17 protein-coding genes are annotated in these 17,414 nt (G+C 45.4%); 14 read left to right on the forward strand and 3 right to left on the reverse strand.

Translation table 11 applies throughout. The features are described 5' to 3' along the window. Positions 1-2: 2 nt before the first annotated feature. From moaB to R7M72_RS03290, 10 genes are all read left to right on the forward strand, one after another. Complete coding sequence (gene moaB / locus R7M72_RS03245; protein WP_005388935.1) at positions 3-515, forward strand: molybdenum cofactor biosynthesis protein B; 513 nt, start codon at positions 3-5, stop codon at positions 513-515. Between the two features lie 26 nt (positions 516-541). Further along, positions 542-1,021: a cyclic pyranopterin monophosphate synthase MoaC gene (gene moaC / locus R7M72_RS03250; RefSeq protein WP_005388936.1), complete on the forward strand. Its 480-nt coding sequence runs from the start codon at positions 542-544 to the stop codon at positions 1,019-1,021. After that, on the forward strand, positions 1,018-1,275 hold the full coding sequence (moaD, locus tag R7M72_RS03255; RefSeq protein WP_005388938.1) for a molybdopterin synthase sulfur carrier subunit: 258 nt from the start codon (positions 1,018-1,020) through the stop codon (positions 1,273-1,275). The genes moaC and moaD overlap by 4 nt, the downstream gene beginning before the upstream one ends. 1 nt (position 1,276) lies before the next feature. Beyond that, positions 1,277-1,732 carry a molybdopterin synthase catalytic subunit MoaE gene (gene moaE, locus R7M72_RS03260; RefSeq protein ID WP_017821374.1) on the forward strand — a complete coding sequence of 152 codons (456 nt, stop codon included), beginning with the start codon at positions 1,277-1,279 and terminating at the stop codon, positions 1,730-1,732. A gap of 531 nt (positions 1,733-2,263) precedes the next feature. Continuing rightward, positions 2,264-3,940: an ABC transporter substrate-binding protein gene (locus R7M72_RS03265; protein ID WP_017633862.1), complete on the forward strand. Its 1,677-nt coding sequence runs from the start codon at positions 2,264-2,266 to the stop codon at positions 3,938-3,940. A gap of 128 nt (positions 3,941-4,068) precedes the next feature. Beyond that, positions 4,069-4,989: an oligopeptide ABC transporter permease OppB gene (oppB, locus tag R7M72_RS03270; RefSeq protein WP_005380786.1), complete on the forward strand. Its 921-nt coding sequence runs from the start codon at positions 4,069-4,071 to the stop codon at positions 4,987-4,989. Positions 4,990-5,004: 15 nt separating this feature from the next. Beyond that, positions 5,005-5,907, forward strand: coding sequence for an oligopeptide ABC transporter permease OppC (oppC, locus tag R7M72_RS03275; RefSeq protein WP_017633861.1), 903 nt, complete (start codon positions 5,005-5,007; stop codon positions 5,905-5,907). A 27-nt stretch (positions 5,908-5,934) separates the two neighbouring features. Beyond that, positions 5,935-6,906, forward strand: a complete 972-nt coding sequence (locus tag R7M72_RS03280) for an ABC transporter ATP-binding protein (RefSeq protein WP_005380792.1) — start codon at positions 5,935-5,937, stop codon at positions 6,904-6,906. Further along, positions 6,885-7,898, forward strand: a complete 1,014-nt coding sequence (gene oppF, locus R7M72_RS03285; RefSeq protein WP_315956455.1) for a murein tripeptide/oligopeptide ABC transporter ATP binding protein OppF — start codon at positions 6,885-6,887, stop codon at positions 7,896-7,898. Before R7M72_RS03280 ends, oppF begins: the two co-directional genes overlap by 22 nt. A 168-nt stretch (positions 7,899-8,066) precedes the next feature. Continuing rightward, entirely contained in the window at positions 8,067-9,014 is a 948-nt protein-coding gene (locus R7M72_RS03290; protein ID WP_005380796.1) for a glutathione S-transferase family protein, read from the forward strand. Between the two features lie 114 nt (positions 9,015-9,128). Here the strand turns inward: R7M72_RS03290 and R7M72_RS03295 are convergent, their stop codons facing one another. The 3 genes from R7M72_RS03295 to R7M72_RS03305 form a co-directional block, all read right to left on the reverse strand. Then, entirely contained in the window at positions 9,129-9,551 is a 423-nt protein-coding gene (locus R7M72_RS03295) for a hypothetical protein (protein ID WP_005380804.1), read from the reverse strand. Between the two features lie 342 nt (positions 9,552-9,893). Beyond that, positions 9,894-12,038 carry a phosphate acetyltransferase gene (gene pta, locus R7M72_RS03300; protein WP_005380805.1) on the reverse strand — a complete coding sequence of 715 codons (2,145 nt, stop codon included), beginning with the start codon at positions 12,036-12,038 and terminating at the stop codon, positions 9,894-9,896. Between the two features lie 136 nt (positions 12,039-12,174). Continuing rightward, the gene (locus tag R7M72_RS03305) at positions 12,175-13,371 is read right to left on the reverse strand and encodes an acetate kinase (protein WP_005380807.1); all 1,197 of its coding nucleotides are present in this window, start codon (positions 13,369-13,371) and stop codon (positions 12,175-12,177) included. A gap of 346 nt (positions 13,372-13,717) precedes the next feature. Here R7M72_RS03305 and yfbV point away from each other — a divergent pair, with 346 nt between their 5' ends. The 4 genes from yfbV (at position 13,718) to R7M72_RS03325 (ending at position 17,368) form a co-directional block, all read left to right on the forward strand. Next, entirely contained in the window at positions 13,718-14,170 is a 453-nt protein-coding gene (yfbV, locus tag R7M72_RS03310; protein WP_005380809.1) for a terminus macrodomain insulation protein YfbV, read from the forward strand. 330 nt (positions 14,171-14,500) lie between these two features. After that, positions 14,501-15,466 carry an ABC transporter substrate-binding protein gene (locus tag R7M72_RS03315; protein WP_053349612.1) on the forward strand — a complete coding sequence of 322 codons (966 nt, stop codon included), beginning with the start codon at positions 14,501-14,503 and terminating at the stop codon, positions 15,464-15,466. 175 nt (positions 15,467-15,641) lie between these two features. After that, positions 15,642-16,577, forward strand: a complete 936-nt coding sequence (locus R7M72_RS03320) for an ABC transporter permease (RefSeq protein ID WP_149192470.1) — start codon at positions 15,642-15,644, stop codon at positions 16,575-16,577. Further along, entirely contained in the window at positions 16,574-17,368 is a 795-nt protein-coding gene (locus tag R7M72_RS03325) for an ABC transporter ATP-binding protein (protein ID WP_005387275.1), read from the forward strand. Before R7M72_RS03320 ends, R7M72_RS03325 begins: the two co-directional genes overlap by 4 nt. Positions 17,369-17,414: the final 46 nt, after the last annotated feature.

Genomic DNA, 17,414 nt, shown 5'->3' on the forward strand with positions numbered 1-17,414 from the left:
AAATGGGTCACGCTGAAAGCAAATTCCAACCTGCAAATATTGCCGTTCTAACGGTATCTGACACTCGTACTGAAGAAAACGATACCTCTGGTCGTTACCTTGCTGAACATGCTCAAGAAGCGGGTCACAACGTAGTAGACAAGCAAATTGTTATTGATGACATGTACAAGATCCGCGCGATTGTTTCTCAATGGATTGCTGATGAAAGCGTACAAGCGATCATGATTACTGGCGGTACAGGTTTCACCTCACGTGATAGCACGCCAGAAGCACTTAAGCCTCTATTTGATAAAGAAGTTGAAGGTTTTGGTGAGTTGTTCCGTATGGTGTCGTACGAAGAGATCGGTACGTCTACGATTCAGTCTCGTGCGATTGCTGGTTTTGCTAACCACACCGTGATCTTCGCAATGCCAGGTTCAACTGGTGCGTGCCGCACAGGCTGGACAAAAATTATTAAACAGCAGTTGGATGCAAGTCATCGCCCTTGTAACTTCATGCCACACCTATCTGTATAACCTTTCCTAAAAGCGAAGGAAAAACAATGACCCAATTTACACATATCAATGCTTCTGGCGAAGCAAACATGGTTGACGTGTCAGCAAAAACGGAGACGGTTCGTGAAGCTCGTGCTGAAGCATTTGTTCACATGGCCCCAGAAACACTTCAACTGATTGTCTCTGGCCAGCACCATAAAGGTGATGTATTTGCGACGGCTCGTATTGCTGGTATTCAAGCTGCGAAGAAAACCTGGGATTTGATTCCACTTTGTCATCCGCTACTACTCTCTAAAGTTGAAGTTCAACTGGAAGCTATCGAAACAGAAAACAAAGTTCGCATCGAATCAGTATGTAAACTTGCGGGTAAAACTGGTGTGGAAATGGAAGCGCTCACGGCAGCTTCCGTTGCTGCTCTAACGATTTACGATATGTGTAAAGCAGTACAAAAAGACATGGTCATTGGTCAAGTTCGTCTACTAGAGAAAACGGGTGGTAAATCTGGTCACTTTAAGGTGGAATCATGATTAAAGTACTTTTCTTTGCTCAAACTCGCGAGCTGATTGGCATCGACAGTGTCGAGTTAGACGGGCCGTTTGAAACGGTTGAATCAATTCGTGCACATCTAGTGGAAGAAGGCACTAAGAAAGATGGCAAGTGGGATTTAGCGCTCGAGCCAGGAAAGCTACTTGCTGCAGTGAACCAATCCATCGTCCCTTTGGATACACAAGTAAAAGCAGGTGACGAAGTTGCGTTTTTCCCGCCGGTAACTGGGGGTTAAGATGGATTCTCGTGTATCTGTGCAAATTGAAGACTTTTCGGTTGAGCAAGAATATCAACGTTTATCTGAAGGGACGGCTGCCGGCGCTGTCGTTACATTCGTTGGTAAAGTTCGAGATATGAACCTTGGGGATAATGTCATTGGTTTACATCTAGAGCACTATCCGGGGATGACAGAGAAGAGCTTGAGCGACATTTGTGATCAAGCTGAGTCTCGCTGGCCACTATTAGGTGTACGCGTGATTCATCGCGTCGGAGACATGGATAGCGGTGATCAAATTGTATTTGTGGGCGTTTCCAGTGCGCACCGCGGCGCGGCATTTGATGCGTGCGAGTTCATCATGGATTATCTGAAAACCCAAGCTCCATTTTGGAAAAAAGAGCGTACGACGAATGAAGATCGTTGGGTTGAGTCGCGCGACACCGATCATCAAGCTGCACAGCGTTGGGAAAAATAGAACTAACCCGCATTCTAGTGAAAAAAGCTAAGTGCTAATGGTACTTAGCTTTTTTTGTATTTATCTTCATTGTATTGCTCACTTTGTTTCAATATTTCCTATCTTTTGTCTGGTGATATTCTTCACAATAAAAGTTTTTTGCCCAATATATAAACAATTATTTGTTAGACTTGATTTGTCATAAATGTTAAATGATGTGTAAATATCTAGCATAAGATGCTAGTAAATGGTTTAAACTCAGATTAATCGAAAGTTTCGCCTGTTAAATGTCGCTTCTGGTCTTTATTTGGCTGGTGAATGCTTTGGGGTTAGAGTTTACTGCTAGATATGTGTGGTTTAGTCAGCATTATTGGTTTTTTTGCTACATTTTTATGGCAAATTACTTCAATGATTGCTAATGTGTGCCGCAGTCTTTGTAAGGTTTTAGACTTTTGTGCTCAGAAAGTGCACTAAAAAAATCTAAAACTCTGACCGTTCCAGGCCCTTACAAAGAAGTCATGGATGCTAACGAAAAAATTTGGAGTTTTACGCATGTATAAGAATAAAATCACGCGCGCTTTATTTATTGGTGCTGGTCTTTCTCTCGCTCTAGCTGGTTGTGGTGAAAAGCCTGCGGAGAAACAAGCTGCTGAGCCTGCTCCGGCTCCAGCCCCTGAAGCTAAATCTGATTCTAAAGAGCCAAAACTTGCTGCTGTTCAAGAATTGGTGCGTGGTAACGGTACAGAAGTTGCGACAATAGACCCTCATAAATCTCAAGGTGTTCCAGAATCCCACGTGATTCGCGATCTTCTTGAAGGCCTTGTAAACCAAGATGCGGACGGTAACACTATCCCTGGTGTTGCAGAATCTTGGGAAACTGAAGACAACAAAACATACACTTTCCACTTACGTGAAGACGCAAAATGGTCAAACGGTGATCCTGTCACTGCAGGTGATTTCGTTTACAGCTTCCAACGCGCAGTCGATCCAGCAACCGCCTCTCCATATGCTTGGTACATGGAATACACCAAGATGAAGAACGCAAAAGACATTGTTGCGGGTAAAAAAGATAAGAGCGAGTTAGGTGTTAAAGCGGTTGACGATCACACGTTAGTGGTTGAGTTAGATACTGCAGTACCATATTTTGTAATGATGATGGGCCACACGACAGTGAAACCTGTTCATCAAGCAACTGTTGAAAAGTTCGGCGATCAATGGACGAAGCCAGAGAACTTTGTAGGTAACGGTGCTTATGTTGTTGACAACTGGGTTGTAAACGAGCGTTTGGTTCTAAAACGTAACGAACAGTACTGGGACAACGAAAACACGACGCTTGACCAGGTTACTTTCCTACCAATCGAGAACCAAGTAGCGGAAATGAACCGCTTCCTAGCGGGTGAAATCGACTTCACGAACGAGCTGCCTACAGAGCACTTCAAGCGTCTGAAGAAAGAGCACCCACAAGAAGTGTCGGTAACCGGTAACTTATGTACTTACTACTACATCTTCAATACGAAGAAAAAGCCGTTTGATGATGTTCGTGTGCGTAAAGCGATTTCTTATGCGATTGACCGTAACATTGTGACCGATGCGATTTTAGGTCAAGGTCAAAAGCCAGCTTACTTCCTAACACCTGAAATTACGGCAGGTTTCAACCCAGAAATTCCTGCATACGGCAAAATGACGCAAGAAGAGCGTAACGCAGAAGCTGCGCGTCTATTGGAAGAAGCGGGTTACGGCGCAGACAACCCTCTTGAATTTAACCTTCTATACAATACATCAGAGAACCACAAGAAACTTGCGGTTGCACTGGGTTCAATGTGGAAGAAGACACTTGGTCTAGACGTTACGCTAGAAAACCAAGAGTGGAAAACTTACCTATCTACCAAAGATTCTGGCAACTTTGAGGTTGCTCGTGCAGGTTGGTGTGGCGACTACAACGAAGCTTCATCTTTCCTAACGCTGATGATGAGTAATAACACTACTGGTGGTATTCACTACGACAGCAAAGAGTACGATGCGATCATGAACAAAGCATTTGCTTCAACTTCTGACGAAGAGCGCCAAGCACTTTACCTAGAAGCAGAGAAGTTGATGGCAAAAGATATGCCAATCGCACCTATCTACCAGTACGTGAAATCACGTCTACTATCACCGAAAGTTGGTGGCTTCCCAGTAAATAACGCGGAAGACAAGATTTACTCTAAAGATCTCTACATCACAGAGTAATTCGTAACTCGATAGAACTATAAAAATGAGGCCCTACATGTGAGAAATTGCATGTAGCGCCTATCTTTAGTCCAAAAGAATTGGACGACTTCTTTAATTTAACTGTCACAGACTGAAAGAGTGAGTTTATGCTTAAATTCATCGCAAAAAGGATATTTGAGGCGATCCCAACAATGTTGGTTTTGATCACCGTATCTTTCTTTCTTATGCGCTTTGCACCGGGAAACCCTTTCTCGACAGAGCGTCCATTGCCACCCGAAGTAATGGCAAATATCGAAGCTAAATATGGCTTGGATAAACCTGTATTTGAACAATACACCACGTATTTGACCAATGTTATCCAAGGCGATTTCGGACCGTCATTTAAATACCTTGATTACTCAGTAAACGAGCTGATCGCGGTTGCCTTACCTGTTTCGGCTAAAGTGGGCTTCATCGCCTTTATCTTTACTTTGATAATGGGGGTTACCGTCGGTACCATTGCTGCGCTCAAGCAAAATACTTGGATTGATTACACCATTATGTCGACTGCGATGCTTGGTGTCGTAATGCCATCCTTCGTATTAGCGCCTGCGCTTATCTACATATTCTCGCTTCACTGGAATATCTTCCCTGCGGGCGGTTGGCAAGATGGTAGCTGGCAGTATTTAGTGCTTCCTGTTATTGGTATGTCGCTACTGTATGTTGCTACCTTTGCTCGTATTACGCGTGGTTCGATGATCGAAACCCTAAACAGTAACTTTATTCGTACGGCACGTGCTAAAGGTCTAAGTTACCGTTATATCATTATCAAACACGCTCTTAAGCCGGCACTTCTCCCTGTTGTTTCTTACATGGGTCCAGCTTTCGTAGGTATCATCACCGGTTCCGTTGTTATCGAAACCATTTTTGGTCTGCCTGGTATTGGTAAACTATTCGTTAACGCTGCGTTTAACCGTGACTACTCGCTAGTAATGGGGGTAACCATTCTGATTGGTTTCCTATTCATTCTATTCAACGCGATTGTAGATATTTTACTTGCAATGATTGACCCGAAAATTCGCTACTAACAGGGACGTTTGGTTATGTTAACGAAAAAAGAAAACCTAGAAGCGATTGAGAAATTCTCCGAAAACTTGGAGATTGAAGGTCGCAGTCTTTGGCAAGATGCTCGTATCCGTTTCATGCGCAACAAAGCGGCGATGGTGAGCTTATTCCTTCTTGTTCTAATGACGTTGGCCGTTATTATCCTGCCAATGATCGCACCGTACACATTTGATGATACTGACTGGTACGCGATGCACGTTGCACCGAATGCTGACCATTGGTTTGGTACTGACAGCTTAGGCCGTGATTTATACGTGCGTACGCTAATTGGAGGTCGTATTTCGTTGATGGTAGGTGTTATGGGTGCATTTGTAGCGGTACTGATTGGTACGCTCTACGGCGCAGCATCTGGTTTCATCGGCGGTAAAGTTGACCGCGTAATGATGCGTATTCTAGAAATTTTATACGCGGTACCGTTTATGTTCCTGGTGATTGTACTGGTAACATTCTTCGGTCGTAACATCATGCTGATCTTCGTTGCGATTGGTGCTATCGCATGGCTAGATATGGCGCGTATCGTACGTGGTCAGACTCTTAGTCTACGTAGCAAGGAGTTTATCGAAGCGGCACATGTGTGTGGTGTAAGCAACTGGAAAATCATTACTCGTCATATCGTACCTAACGTACTGGGTATTGTAGCGGTATACTCTACGCTGCTTATCCCAAGTATGATTCTAACGGAATCATTCCTATCATTCCTTGGTCTTGGTGTTCAGGAACCAATGACAAGTTGGGGCGCTCTTCTACAAGAAGGTGCACAGACAATGGAAGTAGCAATCTGGCAGCTGGCATTCCCAGCAGTGTTCATGGTTGTGACGCTATTCTGCTTCAACTACGTTGGTGACGGCCTGCGCGATGCGCTGGATCCAAAAGACAGATAATTAAAAGATAAGATTAAGGAAGCAATGATGAGCTTATTAGATGTCAAAGATCTGCGCGTCGAATTCACCACGCAAGATGGTATCGTAACCGCAGTAAACGATTTGAACTTCTCTCTCAACCAAGGCGAAACCTTAGGTATCGTTGGAGAGTCGGGATCAGGTAAATCTCAAACCGTATTCGCAATCATGGGCCTTTTGGCTAAGAACGGTATTATTTCTGGTAGCGCAAAGTTTGAAGGCAAAGAAATCCTAAACTTACCAGAAAAAGAACTGAACAAAGTGCGTGCGGAACAGATCGCAATGATCTTCCAAGACCCAATGACATCACTGAACCCTTACATGAAAGTGAGTGATCAGTTGATGGAAGTGCTTATGCTGCACAAAGGCATGGGCAAAGCGGAAGCATTTGAAGAATCAGTACGCATGCTGGAAGCGGTAAAAATCCCTGAAGCGCGTAAGCGTATCACGATGTACCCGCATGAGTTTTCAGGCGGTATGCGTCAGCGTGTAATGATCGCGATGGCGTTGTTATGTCGTCCTAAACTGCTTATTGCCGATGAGCCAACAACAGCACTTGATGTGACGGTACAAGCACAGATCATGGACTTGTTGAATGAGCTGAAATCTGAGTTCAACACAGCGATCATCATGATCACGCACGACCTTGGTGTGGTTGCAGGTTCGTGTGACAAGGTGCTGGTGATGTATGCAGGCCGTACTATGGAGTACGGTAACGTAAACGAAATTTTCTACAATCCAAGCCATCCTTATGCGGAGGGGCTGCTGAAGGCGATTCCTCGCCTCGATACTGAGGGTGAAATTCTGCCGACCATTCCTGGTAATCCACCAAACTTGCTTCGTCTACCGCCGGGCTGCCCTTATCAAGAGCGCTGTCACCGTGTGATGGATCGTTGTAAGCGCGAGGCGCCAATTCTGACACCATTTGGTGATGGTCGTCAGCGTGCATGTTTTTCTGAATGGGAGGCTTGGAACAAATGAACGCAGTAGACAAAAAACTAATTCTGAACATTTCTGAGCTGAAAGTTCACTTCAGCATTGCCTCAAAGTCGGCATGGCCGTGGTCAAAGCCTTCGAGCCTGAAAGCGGTAGATGGCGTGAATGTTCGACTATACGAAGGGGAAACGCTTGGTGTAGTAGGTGAATCAGGTTGTGGTAAATCGACGTTTGCTCGTGCCATCATTGGTCTGGTTGAAGCTACTGACGGCCAAGTAGTGTGGTTGGGTCAAGACCTTACTAAAATGAAAAGCGTTCAGCGCCGTGAGACGCGTAAAGAAATTCAGATGATTTTCCAAGACCCATTGGCATCGCTGAATCCGCGTATGACTGTTGGTGATATCATTGCTGAACCTCTTGAGACATTCTATCCAGAACTGTCTAAGCAGGAAGTGAAAGATCGCGTTAAAGAGATGATGGCGAAAGTTGGCCTATTACCTAACGTGATTAACCGTTACCCACACGAGTTCTCGGGTGGTCAGTGTCAGCGTATCGGGATAGCGCGTGCGCTTATCCTTAAGCCTAAGATGATCATTTGTGACGAGCCAGTATCGGCGCTTGATGTATCTATTCAAGCTCAGGTGGTTAACCTACTTAAAGAGATTCAAAAAGAGTTAGGGCTTTCTCTGGTATTCATTGCGCATGACTTGTCTGTCGTTAAACACATTTCAGATCGCGTTTTAGTTATGTATTTAGGTAATGCCGTGGAACTTGGCGAGGCCGAGGCTCTGTTTGCTGATCCTAAGCACCCATATACGCGTGCGCTGATGTCTGCGGTTCCGATCCCGGACCCGGATATTGAGCGCAATAAGAAAATCCAAATGCTAGAGGGTGATCTTCCTTCACCTATCAACCCACCGTCGGGTTGTGTATTCCGCACTCGTTGCCCACAAGCAACCGAAGAGTGTGCGAAGACAAAGCCAACCATTTTAGGTAATGACGTTCACGCGGTATCTTGTTTACACGTTAGTGTATAAATTCAGCCTGTGACGGGCTTAAGCGCGACACCTTCATCGGGTCGCGCTTTTTTTTATGTGTCTGATTTATACATTCGAATTTCTTGAACATGATGTCCTAAGTTCGATGATTCTCTGTTTGATAGGAAACGCTAATATAGACACAAACAGAACGAGAGGAGAGCAATCATGGGTAAGTTGGTTGAAGGTGTTTGGCAAGATGTCTGGTATGACACAAAATCAAATGGTGGCAAATTTGTGCGCGAAGATGCCGGATTCCGTAACTGGGTTAAAAACGACCCTGATGCGGAGTTTACACCAGAGTCCGGTCGATACCATTTGTATGTCTCTCTTGCTTGTCCGTGGGCACATCGAACCCTCATTTTCCGCAAGCTGAAAGGTTTAGAACCACATATTGATGTCACGGTCGTTTGCCCTGATATGCTCAGCCAAGGTTGGCAAATGGGGCTTCCTGAGCCATTGTTTGGTCACACGCGCATGTATCAAATTTACACGCAGGCCAAACCCGATTACACGGGCCGCGTAACCGTGCCTGTACTTTGGGATAAAAAGACCAATACTATTGTGTCAAACGAGTCGTCAGAGATCATTCGCATGTTCAATTCGGAATTCAATGCGTTAACAGGGAATCACGACGACTACTATCCAGATCATCTAAAACACGTTATTGATGAGTGGAACGATTTTGTTTATCCGAATGTCAACAACGGAGTGTATCGTTGTGGCTTCGCGACTACACAAGAGGCGTATGAAGAAGCGTTTGATTCTTTGTTTAATGCGTTAGATAAAATCGATGCTCACTTAGCGACGCATCGTTACTTAGCAGGGAACACAATTACTGAGGCTGATTGGCGTTTGTTTACGACTCTTATTCGTTTTGATGCGGTGTATGTGGGGCATTTCAAGTGTAACAAGCAGCGCATCGCAGACTACGAAAATATACAAGGCTACTTAAAAGAGTTGTATCAAGTTGAAGGCGTTGAAGACACGACGGATTTCTATCACATTAAACGCCACTACTACTTCAGCCACACTGGGATTAATCCGACGCAAGTTGTACCAAAAGGGCCTGATTTAGACCTAAATACTCCTCATGGAAGAGAAAGGATTGGCTAGTTTGCTGCTTCCATCGCAAATGAAAAAGTACTTAACGGTTAGCAATGCCGTTAAGTACTTTTGTGTCATCTAAATACCGGGAGTAGGAAGTTTACTTTTTCATTCATCGCCACCTTACTTAGCGCGTACGATGTCCATCACTAGCTTTCCGTCCACTTTTACAGGACCGTCCTCTTTAGCGCCGAGCGTATACTCAAACACACCAGTCTTCATGCCACCTTTCTCTCCGTGGACCATTAACATCAGCATATCGCCTGATTCTACTGGTTCCATCAAAATTGCATTTACGTTTTCATTCTTTCCCATTTTTAACGGAGCGTAGCCGATAACAGGACCAGGCTTCATTGATTCGTCTGTTCGGTGGACAACCATCCACCCATTGTCATCAGCATGAGCCATTTCAGCGGTCACCGTTCCTCCGGACATATCTTGATCGACGCCTTTAATACTCGGGGCGGAAAAGCTGAATGAAGAAAAACTAATCAGAAACGCAGCTAAACCAAACTTTATCAGTGATGTATTGATGAAATCCTTCATATATATTCCTTAGCAGTCAATGAGTTTGTGCATTGCAGTAGCTTTTACGTATTTCCTAGCAAAAAAGTTTAGCTAAAACGTAAATAATGTCGATAAATTGAACAGGGACCGTGCTGCTTTGGAGCCAATGCATTTTGGGGAGTGGGTCAATCGGTGTAAGAACAAGCACGAGCAATGTCGATTAGGTATGGAGGGCGATAGGGAGAAAAGCTTTGTGCACCAGTAATTATAGGTTGTGCAGTGATTGGTATAAAAAATAAATAAGTGTTCTGGCCAGCAATAGAAAAAGCCCTCGACGAATCGAGGGCTTTGTATCTATATCCAACTAGATGTAAGAAGCTATTATTTAGCTTCTTGGTCTGCTTGGATAGCTGTTAGAGCGATGGTGTACACGATGTCGTCTACTAGCGCGCCACGAGACAAGTCGTTTACAGGCTTACGCATACCTTGCAGCATTGGACCGATAGATACTAGGTCAGCTGAACGTTGTACCGCTTTGTAAGTTGTGTTACCCGTGTTTAGGTCTGGGAATACAAATACTGTCGCTTTACCTGCAACTGGAGAGTTTGGTGCTTTAGAAGCAGCAACGTTTTCCATAATAGCAGCGTCGTACTGTAGAGGACCGTCAATGATAAGATCAGGACGTTTCTCTTGAGCCAGTTTTGTTGCTTCACGTACTTTATCAACGTCTGCACCCTTACCAGATTCACCAGTAGAGTAAGAGATCATTGCAACGCGTGGTTCGATACCGAATGCTGCTGCAGAGTCGGCAGATTGGATAGCGATTTCAGCAAGCTGTTCAGCAGTTGGATCTGGGTTGATTGCACAGTCACCGTAAACCAGTACTTGATCAGGCAGAAGCATGAAGAATACTGAAGATACGATAGACGCATTTGGTGCCGTCTTGATGATTTGGAACGGAGGAACGATAGTGTTCGCCGTAGTGTGAACAGCACCAGAAACTAGGCCGTCAACTTCGTCGTTCTCAAGCATCATTGTGCCTAGGAATACTGAATCTTGTAGCTTCTCACGAGCCACAACTTCAGTCATGCCTTTCGCACCGCGCAACTCAACTAGGCGAGCAACGTAGTTTTCACGAACAGCATCTGCATCGATGATGGTTACACCAGTACCTAGCTCAACGCCTTGTTGAGCCGCTACGCGACGGATTTCATCTGGGTTACCTAGAAGTACACAGTCTGCAATGCCGCGTTCAGCACAGATTGCCGCTGCTTTAACTGTGCGTGGTTCGTCACCTTCTGGAAGAACGATACGCTTACCTGCTTTACGAGCAAGTTCAGTTAGCTGGTAACGGAACGCTGGTGGGCTTAGACGACGAGACTTCTGAGTGCCTTCAGTCATAGACTCGATCCAGTTACCGTCGATGTGGCCAGCAACGTGTTCGTTGATGAACTCGATACGCTCTTTATCGTCTGCAGGTACTTCGATGCTGAAGCTCTGTAGGTTTAGAGACGTTTGCCAAGTGTTACCTTGTGCTTTGAAGATAGGTAGACCAGTGTCGAATGCTGGTTTACATAGGCCTTCGATTTCGCTAGGGATATCGTAACCGCCAGTTAGCAGTACTGCACCAATATCCACACCGTTCATTGCAGCAAGAGAAGCAGCAACGATAACATCAGGACGGTCTGCAGAAGTAACAAGTAGAGAACCCGGTTTGAAGTGCTCAATCATGTTTGGCAGAGAACGTGCACAGAAAGTGATGCTCTTGATGCGACGAGTGTTGATGTCACCTTCGTTGATGATATCTGCTTTCAGGTGTTTAGCCATGTCGATTGCACGAGTCGCAATCAGATCAATGCTCCATGGCACACAACCTAGTACACGAATTGGAGAAGTGTTGAAAATTTCCATCACTTTCAATTCGTTTTGTTTCGCGCTGTCTGCATCGTCAAAGATTTCAGATAGGTCAGGGCGAGTACGGCCAGCTTCGTCAACAGGAGCGTTTAGCTTGTTGATGATAACACCAGAGATGTTTTTGTTTTTAGTGCCGCCGAAGTTAGAACATGCTACTTCGATACGCTCTTTCAGTTGCGCAGGGTTATCTGTACCTGGAGTCGCAACTAGCACGATTTCTGCACCAAGTGTTGCCGCGATTTCCGCGTTTACTTGGTTTGCAAATGGGTGCTTACGAGTAGGTACAAGACCTTCGATTAGCGTAACGTCTGCGTCTTTGTTGATTTGGTTGTAACGTTCAACAACGGTTTCTAGCAGCTCGTCCATGTTGTCGTTACCGATTAGGCTTTCAGCAACAGACATCGCCATTGGTTCACCGATCTTCATATCGCTGTTACGACCAACGATAGTTGAAGTCAGATCTGGCTGATCACCACCTGAACGTGGCTGACAGATTGGCTTGTAGAAAGAAACTTTAACGCCTTTACGCTCCATAGCGCGAAGAACACCCATGCTAACGCTTGTTAGGCCAACGCCTGCGCTAGTAGGGATAAGCATAATAGTACGAGACATTCGTAGAGTACCTTTAGCTATTTGGGGGATAAAAGCTCAACTCTTATTCCATGAAGCTCGAAGAATAGGAGTTGAGCCCCTAAGAAATTCGTTTGAATGAAAATCTGGCTAGCCGAGTGGCTAGCCAGGAATTCAATTAAAGACCTGTCAGGCGAGCAGTGTCTTCAGCGATGACTAGCTCTTCGTTAGTAGAGATAACCATTGCAGGGATACGGCTGTTTTCAGTCGTGATAACGCCTTCGCCGCCGAAGCGAGCTTTAAGGTTAGCTTCGCTATCTACTTCGATACCGAAGATGCCAAGACGGTTTAGAACCATTTCACGGATAGGGCCAGAGTTCTCGCCGATACCGCCAGTGAAAGTGATTGCGTCTAGACGGCCTTCCATTGAAGCAGTGTAGCCAGCAACGTATTTAGCTAGACGGTGGCAGAACACGTCCATTGCGCGTGTTGCTTCTTCTTTTTGACCGTAGTTGTCTTCAACGAAACGACAGTCAGAAGTCACTTCAGTTAGACCTTGAAGACCAGACTCTTTAGTTAGCATCGTGTTGATTTGATCAACAGAGTAACCTAGAGCGTCGTGTAGGTGGAAGACGATAGCAGGGTCGATGTCGCCACAGCGAGTACCCATTACCAGACCTTCAAGTGGAGTAAGACCCATAGAAGTGTCTACAGATTGACCGTTCTTGATCGCACATACAGATGCGCCGTTACCTAGGTGACAGTTGATGATGTTTACTTCTTCAACTGGTTTGTTTAGTAGGCCTGCAACTTCACGAGTGATGAACAAGTGAGAAGTACCGTGCATGCCGTAACGACGGATACCGTGTTCTTTGTATAGGTTGTATGGAAGAGCGTATAGGTAAGACTCTTCAGGCATAGTTTGGTGGAACGCAGTGTCAAATACAGCAACGTTTTTCAGCTCTGGGAAGTTTTTCTTAGCCGCTTCGATACCGATGATGTGAGCAGGGTTATGAAGAGGTGCAAATGTTGCAGCGTCTTGAATACCTTTTAGAACTTCATCAGTAATTAGTGCAGATTGAGTGAACTGCTCGCCGCCGTGAACGATACGGTGACCGATTGCGCCTAGGTTAGCTTTAAGCTCTGGCTTAGAAGCAAGAATAGTTTCTACCATAAACGCTAGTGCTTCTTCGTGAGCTGCACCATTGCCTAGTTGAGCTTCGTGCTTGCCATCAAGTTTCCACTTGATGCGAGCTTCAGGAAGGTGAAGACACTCAGCAAGACCTGACAAGTGCTCGTCGCCGTTCTCGGCATCAACAACGGCAAATTTAAGAGAAGAACTACCGCAGTTTAAAACTAAAACTAGCTTAGACATGTATGACTACCTGTTATTCGTCTGATAAAAAATCAGTTAAAGAATGAAAAATTAATCACAAGAATAGCCGATACCCAGAAGGCTGCGTACTAATCCTGGTCAAAAATTGTTCTAATTCCATATAAAGAAATAGTGATGAACCCTTCCATCACTATGATGCGATCCGTGCAGATAGATATCTCGGAGTTGCTTAAATTGTAAATAACAGCAACAATGAGATTGAGGGTCTGCAAAGGATAGCGATAATAAGCAATGATAACAAAAAAAATTTGAAAGAATATTAACTTTCATCAATTTTTTGTACCTTCAGTTGAAATGTTCAACTATTTTTTAGTGAGAGAACGGTATGAGTAATAAAGTCGGATTGATCCATAGCCTGAAAGATGGCCAGAATTACATGGAGATCTGGCCGGTTCGTAAAGAGCTAAGCGCCATATTTCCGGAACAGCGTATCATTAAGGCGACTCGCTTTGGCATTAAAGTCATGCCAGCTGTTGCTGCGATCAGCGTACTCACTCAAATGGCATTCAACAATTACCACGCTTTACCTCAATCCATTGTTGTCGCCTTGTTTGCGATTAGCTTGCCACTTCAAGGCATTTGGTGGCTTGGGGCTCGATCCAACACGAAATTGCCGCCTTCTTTGGCCTCTTGGTATCGGGAGTTGCATCAAAAAATTGTGGAAACAGGTTTTGCATTAGAGCCTGTCAAAGCTCGCCCTCGTTACAAAGAGCTTGCGATAATACTGAACCGAGCGTTTCGCCAGCTCGATAAATCGTCATTAGAGCGTTGGTTCTAATTTAAATTGTTTGAAATGGAGTGTGCACTGGCCGCTCCATTTTTGATCCTGCCTCTATTACCTACTTTGACGGTCGTTGATGAAGCGAGCGAAGCTTTGTTTACCAAAGATTCTTTCCGGATGAAGAAGTCCCCCCGATCACAAATGTTACTTTAGTGTTAAATCTTTCTTTTCTTTACTAAGACTTAGTAGTAATAATAAAAACAAGATGCGCAAGAAGTGCACAGTTATATGAACACAACAATACCGCCTTCAAACATTTGAATTCACGAGTCGATACACATATTGAAAGCTCGTGAAACAAGGACGAAGTCACATCAAGGAGTTATGATGAAAACGAAACGTTTATTAGCCACTGCCGTTCTATCAGCTACTGCTATTTTCTCTTCTACCAATGTACTGGCCGCCACTGCAACTGTCGCAGTTTCACAGATTGTCGAACACCCGGCGTTAGACGCGACGCGCCAAGGGTTACTTGATGGTTTGAAAGCGAAAGGCTACGAAGAAGGCAAAAATCTAGAATTTGATTATAAGACCGCACAGGGTAATCCAGCGATTGCGGTGCAAATTGCCCGTCAGTACGTCGGTGAAAATCCTGATGTGTTAGTTGGCATCGCGACACCTTCGGCACAAGCCTTGGTGTCGGCTACTCGCTCTATTCCTGTTGTCTTTACTGCGGTAACAGATCCGGTTGGTGCGAAATTGGTTAAGTCGATGGAACAACCAGGCAAAAACGTAACTGGCCTGTCTGATCTTTCACCCGTTGCTCAGCATGTCGATCTCATCCAAGAAATTCTTCCTCAGGTGAAAAGCATCGGGGTTGTATTTAATCCCGGTGAAGCTAATGCCGTGACTTTAGTTGAATTACTAAAAGAAAGCGCAAAAGCAAAAGGCATACAAGTGGTTGAAGCGACCGCACTAAAAAGTGCTGATGTTCAGTCTGCGACTCAAGCGATTGCAGCGAAATCAGACATTCTTTACGCCCCAACAGACAATACAGTTGCAAGTGCGATTGAAGGAATGATTGTGGCAGCGAATCAAGCGAAGAAACCTGTATTTGGTGGCGCGACGTCGTATGTCGAAAAAGGTGCAATTGCAGGCTTAGGTTTTGACTACTACCAGGTTGGTGTACAAACCGCGGATTACGTGGCGGCGATTCTTGATGGTCAAGAACCAGGCAAGCTGGATGTAAAAGTCGCGACGGGCTCTGACCTTGTAATTAATGAAAGCGCAGCATCTAAGCTCGGTATCAAGCTGCCAAATTCTGTGGTTGAACGTGCGACAAGCATGCAATAAGTAACGCTTTTTGGGGGTTAAGCCTGTCACGTTGGTTGGTAGACGCTTGCCCCAAAATTGATACTCGCCGGATTTCTCGTGTAGAGCATTCTGCTAGAGAAGAAGGGGAGTATACGTTAGAAGTCTTAAGTTCAGGTTGGTATTAGCCAGCCTGAGCATGCAGAAAGGAGCAGTTATGTCTGCATTTGCTTTTTTTGGTGCACTCGAAATTGGCTTGATTTATGGCCTAGTCGCTCTGGGTGTGTATCTTACGTTCCGTGTTCTCGATTTCCCCGATTTGAGTGTGGATGGTAGCTTTCCAATGGGAGCGGCGGTGGCTGCAACGGCGATTGTCGCAGGTATTAATCCTTGGCTTGCGACAATAATGGCGATGATAGCTGGTAGTATGACGGGGTGGGTAACCGCTTTTCTGGCTGTTCGGTGTGGTATTTTACACCTGTTAGCTTCCATTCTTACCATGATCGCTGCATTTTCAATTAATATTCGTATTATGGGCAAACCTAATATGGCGTTGCTTGGAGAGGATACGATTCTCACTCCGTTTGAAGCATTGGGCGATGCGATGTTTATTCGCCCTCTGGTTGTTGGGGTCTTAGTTCTTCTGTCCGCTTTCTTTGTCATTCGCCTGCTGAACAGCGACTTTGGTCTTGGTTTACGAGCCACGGGTGTGAATGCGCGTATGGTTTCTGCGCAAGGGGCGAGCACTGGCTTTTATACCTACTTTGGCTTGGCTTTATCCAACGGGTTTGTGGGATTCGCAGGCGCGTTGTTTGCACAAACGAACAGCTTTGCGGATGTGACCTCTGGCGTGGGCACCATTGTCGTTGGTTTGGCAGCTGTGATTTTGGGGCAGACCCTTATTCCCGGGCGCAAGATTTGGGTTGCGGTATTTGCGGTCATCATCGGTTCGGTACTTTATCGCCTTGCAGTGGCTTTCGCTTTGAGCTCTGGCATGTTTGGTTTACAAGCTTCAGACCTCAACCTGGTTACCGCAGTATTGGTGGCTGTGGCGCTTATTGCTCCAAAGCTAAAACAGAGCATAAGAGCGAAACAACGCGTTACTGATGCTAAACAAGCGGCATCAAAAAATGGTTCTGGGGAGGCATTATGATCGAACTAAATAATATTCAGGTCACGTTCAACCCTGGGACGATTTTGGAAAATCGTGCATTGAAAGGCGTCTCTTTAGAGGTTCCAGAGCATCAATTTCTTACCGTGATTGGTTCTAATGGCGCAGGAAAATCGACGTTGCTTGGTGCGGTGACAGGTGAGACGCCGATGATAGGTGGTCAGGTTATCATTGACGGCAAAGACGTCACCAAGCAGACGGTAGCCCAACGTGCGACGCAATGTGCCCGAGTGTTTCAAGATCCATTGGCCGGGACTTGTGGCGAACTGACGATAGAAGAGAACATGGCTCTAGCGCACATGCGTGGTAAAAAACGCAGCTGGGGGTTGGCGCTCTCTACTAAACGTCGCAAGCTGTTCCAAGAGCGAATTAGCATCCTCGGTCTTGGTTTAGAAGACCGCTTGGGCGATAGCATTGGGTTGCTGTCTGGTGGGCAACGACAAGCCGTTAGCCTTGTGATGGCGACGTTATCGGAGAGTAAGCTGTTATTGCTTGATGAACACACGGCTGCGCTTGATCCTCGTATGGCGGCGTTTGTTATCGACTTAACTAAACGTATTGTCGATGAGTTCGATTTAACCGTGATGATGGTGACGCATTCGATGAAAGACGCATTAGCATGTGGCGATAGGACCGTAATGCTTCACCAAGGTGAAATTGTGCTTGATGTGGCTGGAGAGCAGCGCGCTAACATGCAAGTACCAGACTTGTTGGATATGTTCTCTAAAGTGCGTGGTGAAGAGCTTGCAGATGACAGTCTCTTGTTGAACTAAGCGGTATCCGACAAGTCACTACGCCTACTAAGTGTGATCCTCCTTG

The sequence above is a fragment of the Vibrio sp. YT-18 genome, from assembly GCF_033337345.1.
GTDB lineage: Bacteria > Pseudomonadota > Gammaproteobacteria > Enterobacterales > Vibrionaceae > Vibrio > Vibrio alginolyticus.

What these genes read in the sequence shown, in the direction of transcription:
- moaB (WP_005388935.1), top strand. Translation starts at nt 3, where the DNA reads ATGGGTCACGCTGAAAGCAAATTCCAACCTGCAAATATTGCCGTTCTA.
- moaC (WP_005388936.1), top strand. Translation starts at nt 542, where the DNA reads ATGACCCAATTTACACATATCAATGCTTCTGGCGAAGCAAACATGGTT.
- moaD (WP_005388938.1), top strand. Translation starts at nt 1,018, where the DNA reads ATGATTAAAGTACTTTTCTTTGCTCAAACTCGCGAGCTGATTGGCATC.
- moaE (WP_017821374.1), top strand. Translation starts at nt 1,277, where the DNA reads ATGGATTCTCGTGTATCTGTGCAAATTGAAGACTTTTCGGTTGAGCAA.
- R7M72_RS03265 (WP_017633862.1), top strand. Translation starts at nt 2,264, where the DNA reads ATGTATAAGAATAAAATCACGCGCGCTTTATTTATTGGTGCTGGTCTT.
- oppB (WP_005380786.1), top strand. Translation starts at nt 4,069, where the DNA reads ATGCTTAAATTCATCGCAAAAAGGATATTTGAGGCGATCCCAACAATG.
- oppC (WP_017633861.1), top strand. Translation starts at nt 5,005, where the DNA reads ATGTTAACGAAAAAAGAAAACCTAGAAGCGATTGAGAAATTCTCCGAA.
- R7M72_RS03280 (WP_005380792.1), top strand. Translation starts at nt 5,935, where the DNA reads ATGAGCTTATTAGATGTCAAAGATCTGCGCGTCGAATTCACCACGCAA.
- oppF (WP_315956455.1), top strand. Translation starts at nt 6,885, where the DNA reads ATGGGAGGCTTGGAACAAATGAACGCAGTAGACAAAAAACTAATTCTG.
- R7M72_RS03290 (WP_005380796.1), top strand. Translation starts at nt 8,067, where the DNA reads ATGGGTAAGTTGGTTGAAGGTGTTTGGCAAGATGTCTGGTATGACACA.
- R7M72_RS03295 (WP_005380804.1), bottom strand. Translation starts at nt 9,551, where the DNA reads ATGAAGGATTTCATCAATACATCACTGATAAAGTTTGGTTTAGCTGCG.
- pta (WP_005380805.1), bottom strand. Translation starts at nt 12,038, where the DNA reads ATGTCTCGTACTATTATGCTTATCCCTACTAGCGCAGGCGTTGGCCTA.
- R7M72_RS03305 (WP_005380807.1), bottom strand. Translation starts at nt 13,371, where the DNA reads ATGTCTAAGCTAGTTTTAGTTTTAAACTGCGGTAGTTCTTCTCTTAAA.
- yfbV (WP_005380809.1), top strand. Translation starts at nt 13,718, where the DNA reads ATGAGTAATAAAGTCGGATTGATCCATAGCCTGAAAGATGGCCAGAAT.
- R7M72_RS03315 (WP_053349612.1), top strand. Translation starts at nt 14,501, where the DNA reads ATGAAAACGAAACGTTTATTAGCCACTGCCGTTCTATCAGCTACTGCT.
- R7M72_RS03320 (WP_149192470.1), top strand. Translation starts at nt 15,642, where the DNA reads ATGTCTGCATTTGCTTTTTTTGGTGCACTCGAAATTGGCTTGATTTAT.
- R7M72_RS03325 (WP_005387275.1), top strand. Translation starts at nt 16,574, where the DNA reads ATGATCGAACTAAATAATATTCAGGTCACGTTCAACCCTGGGACGATT.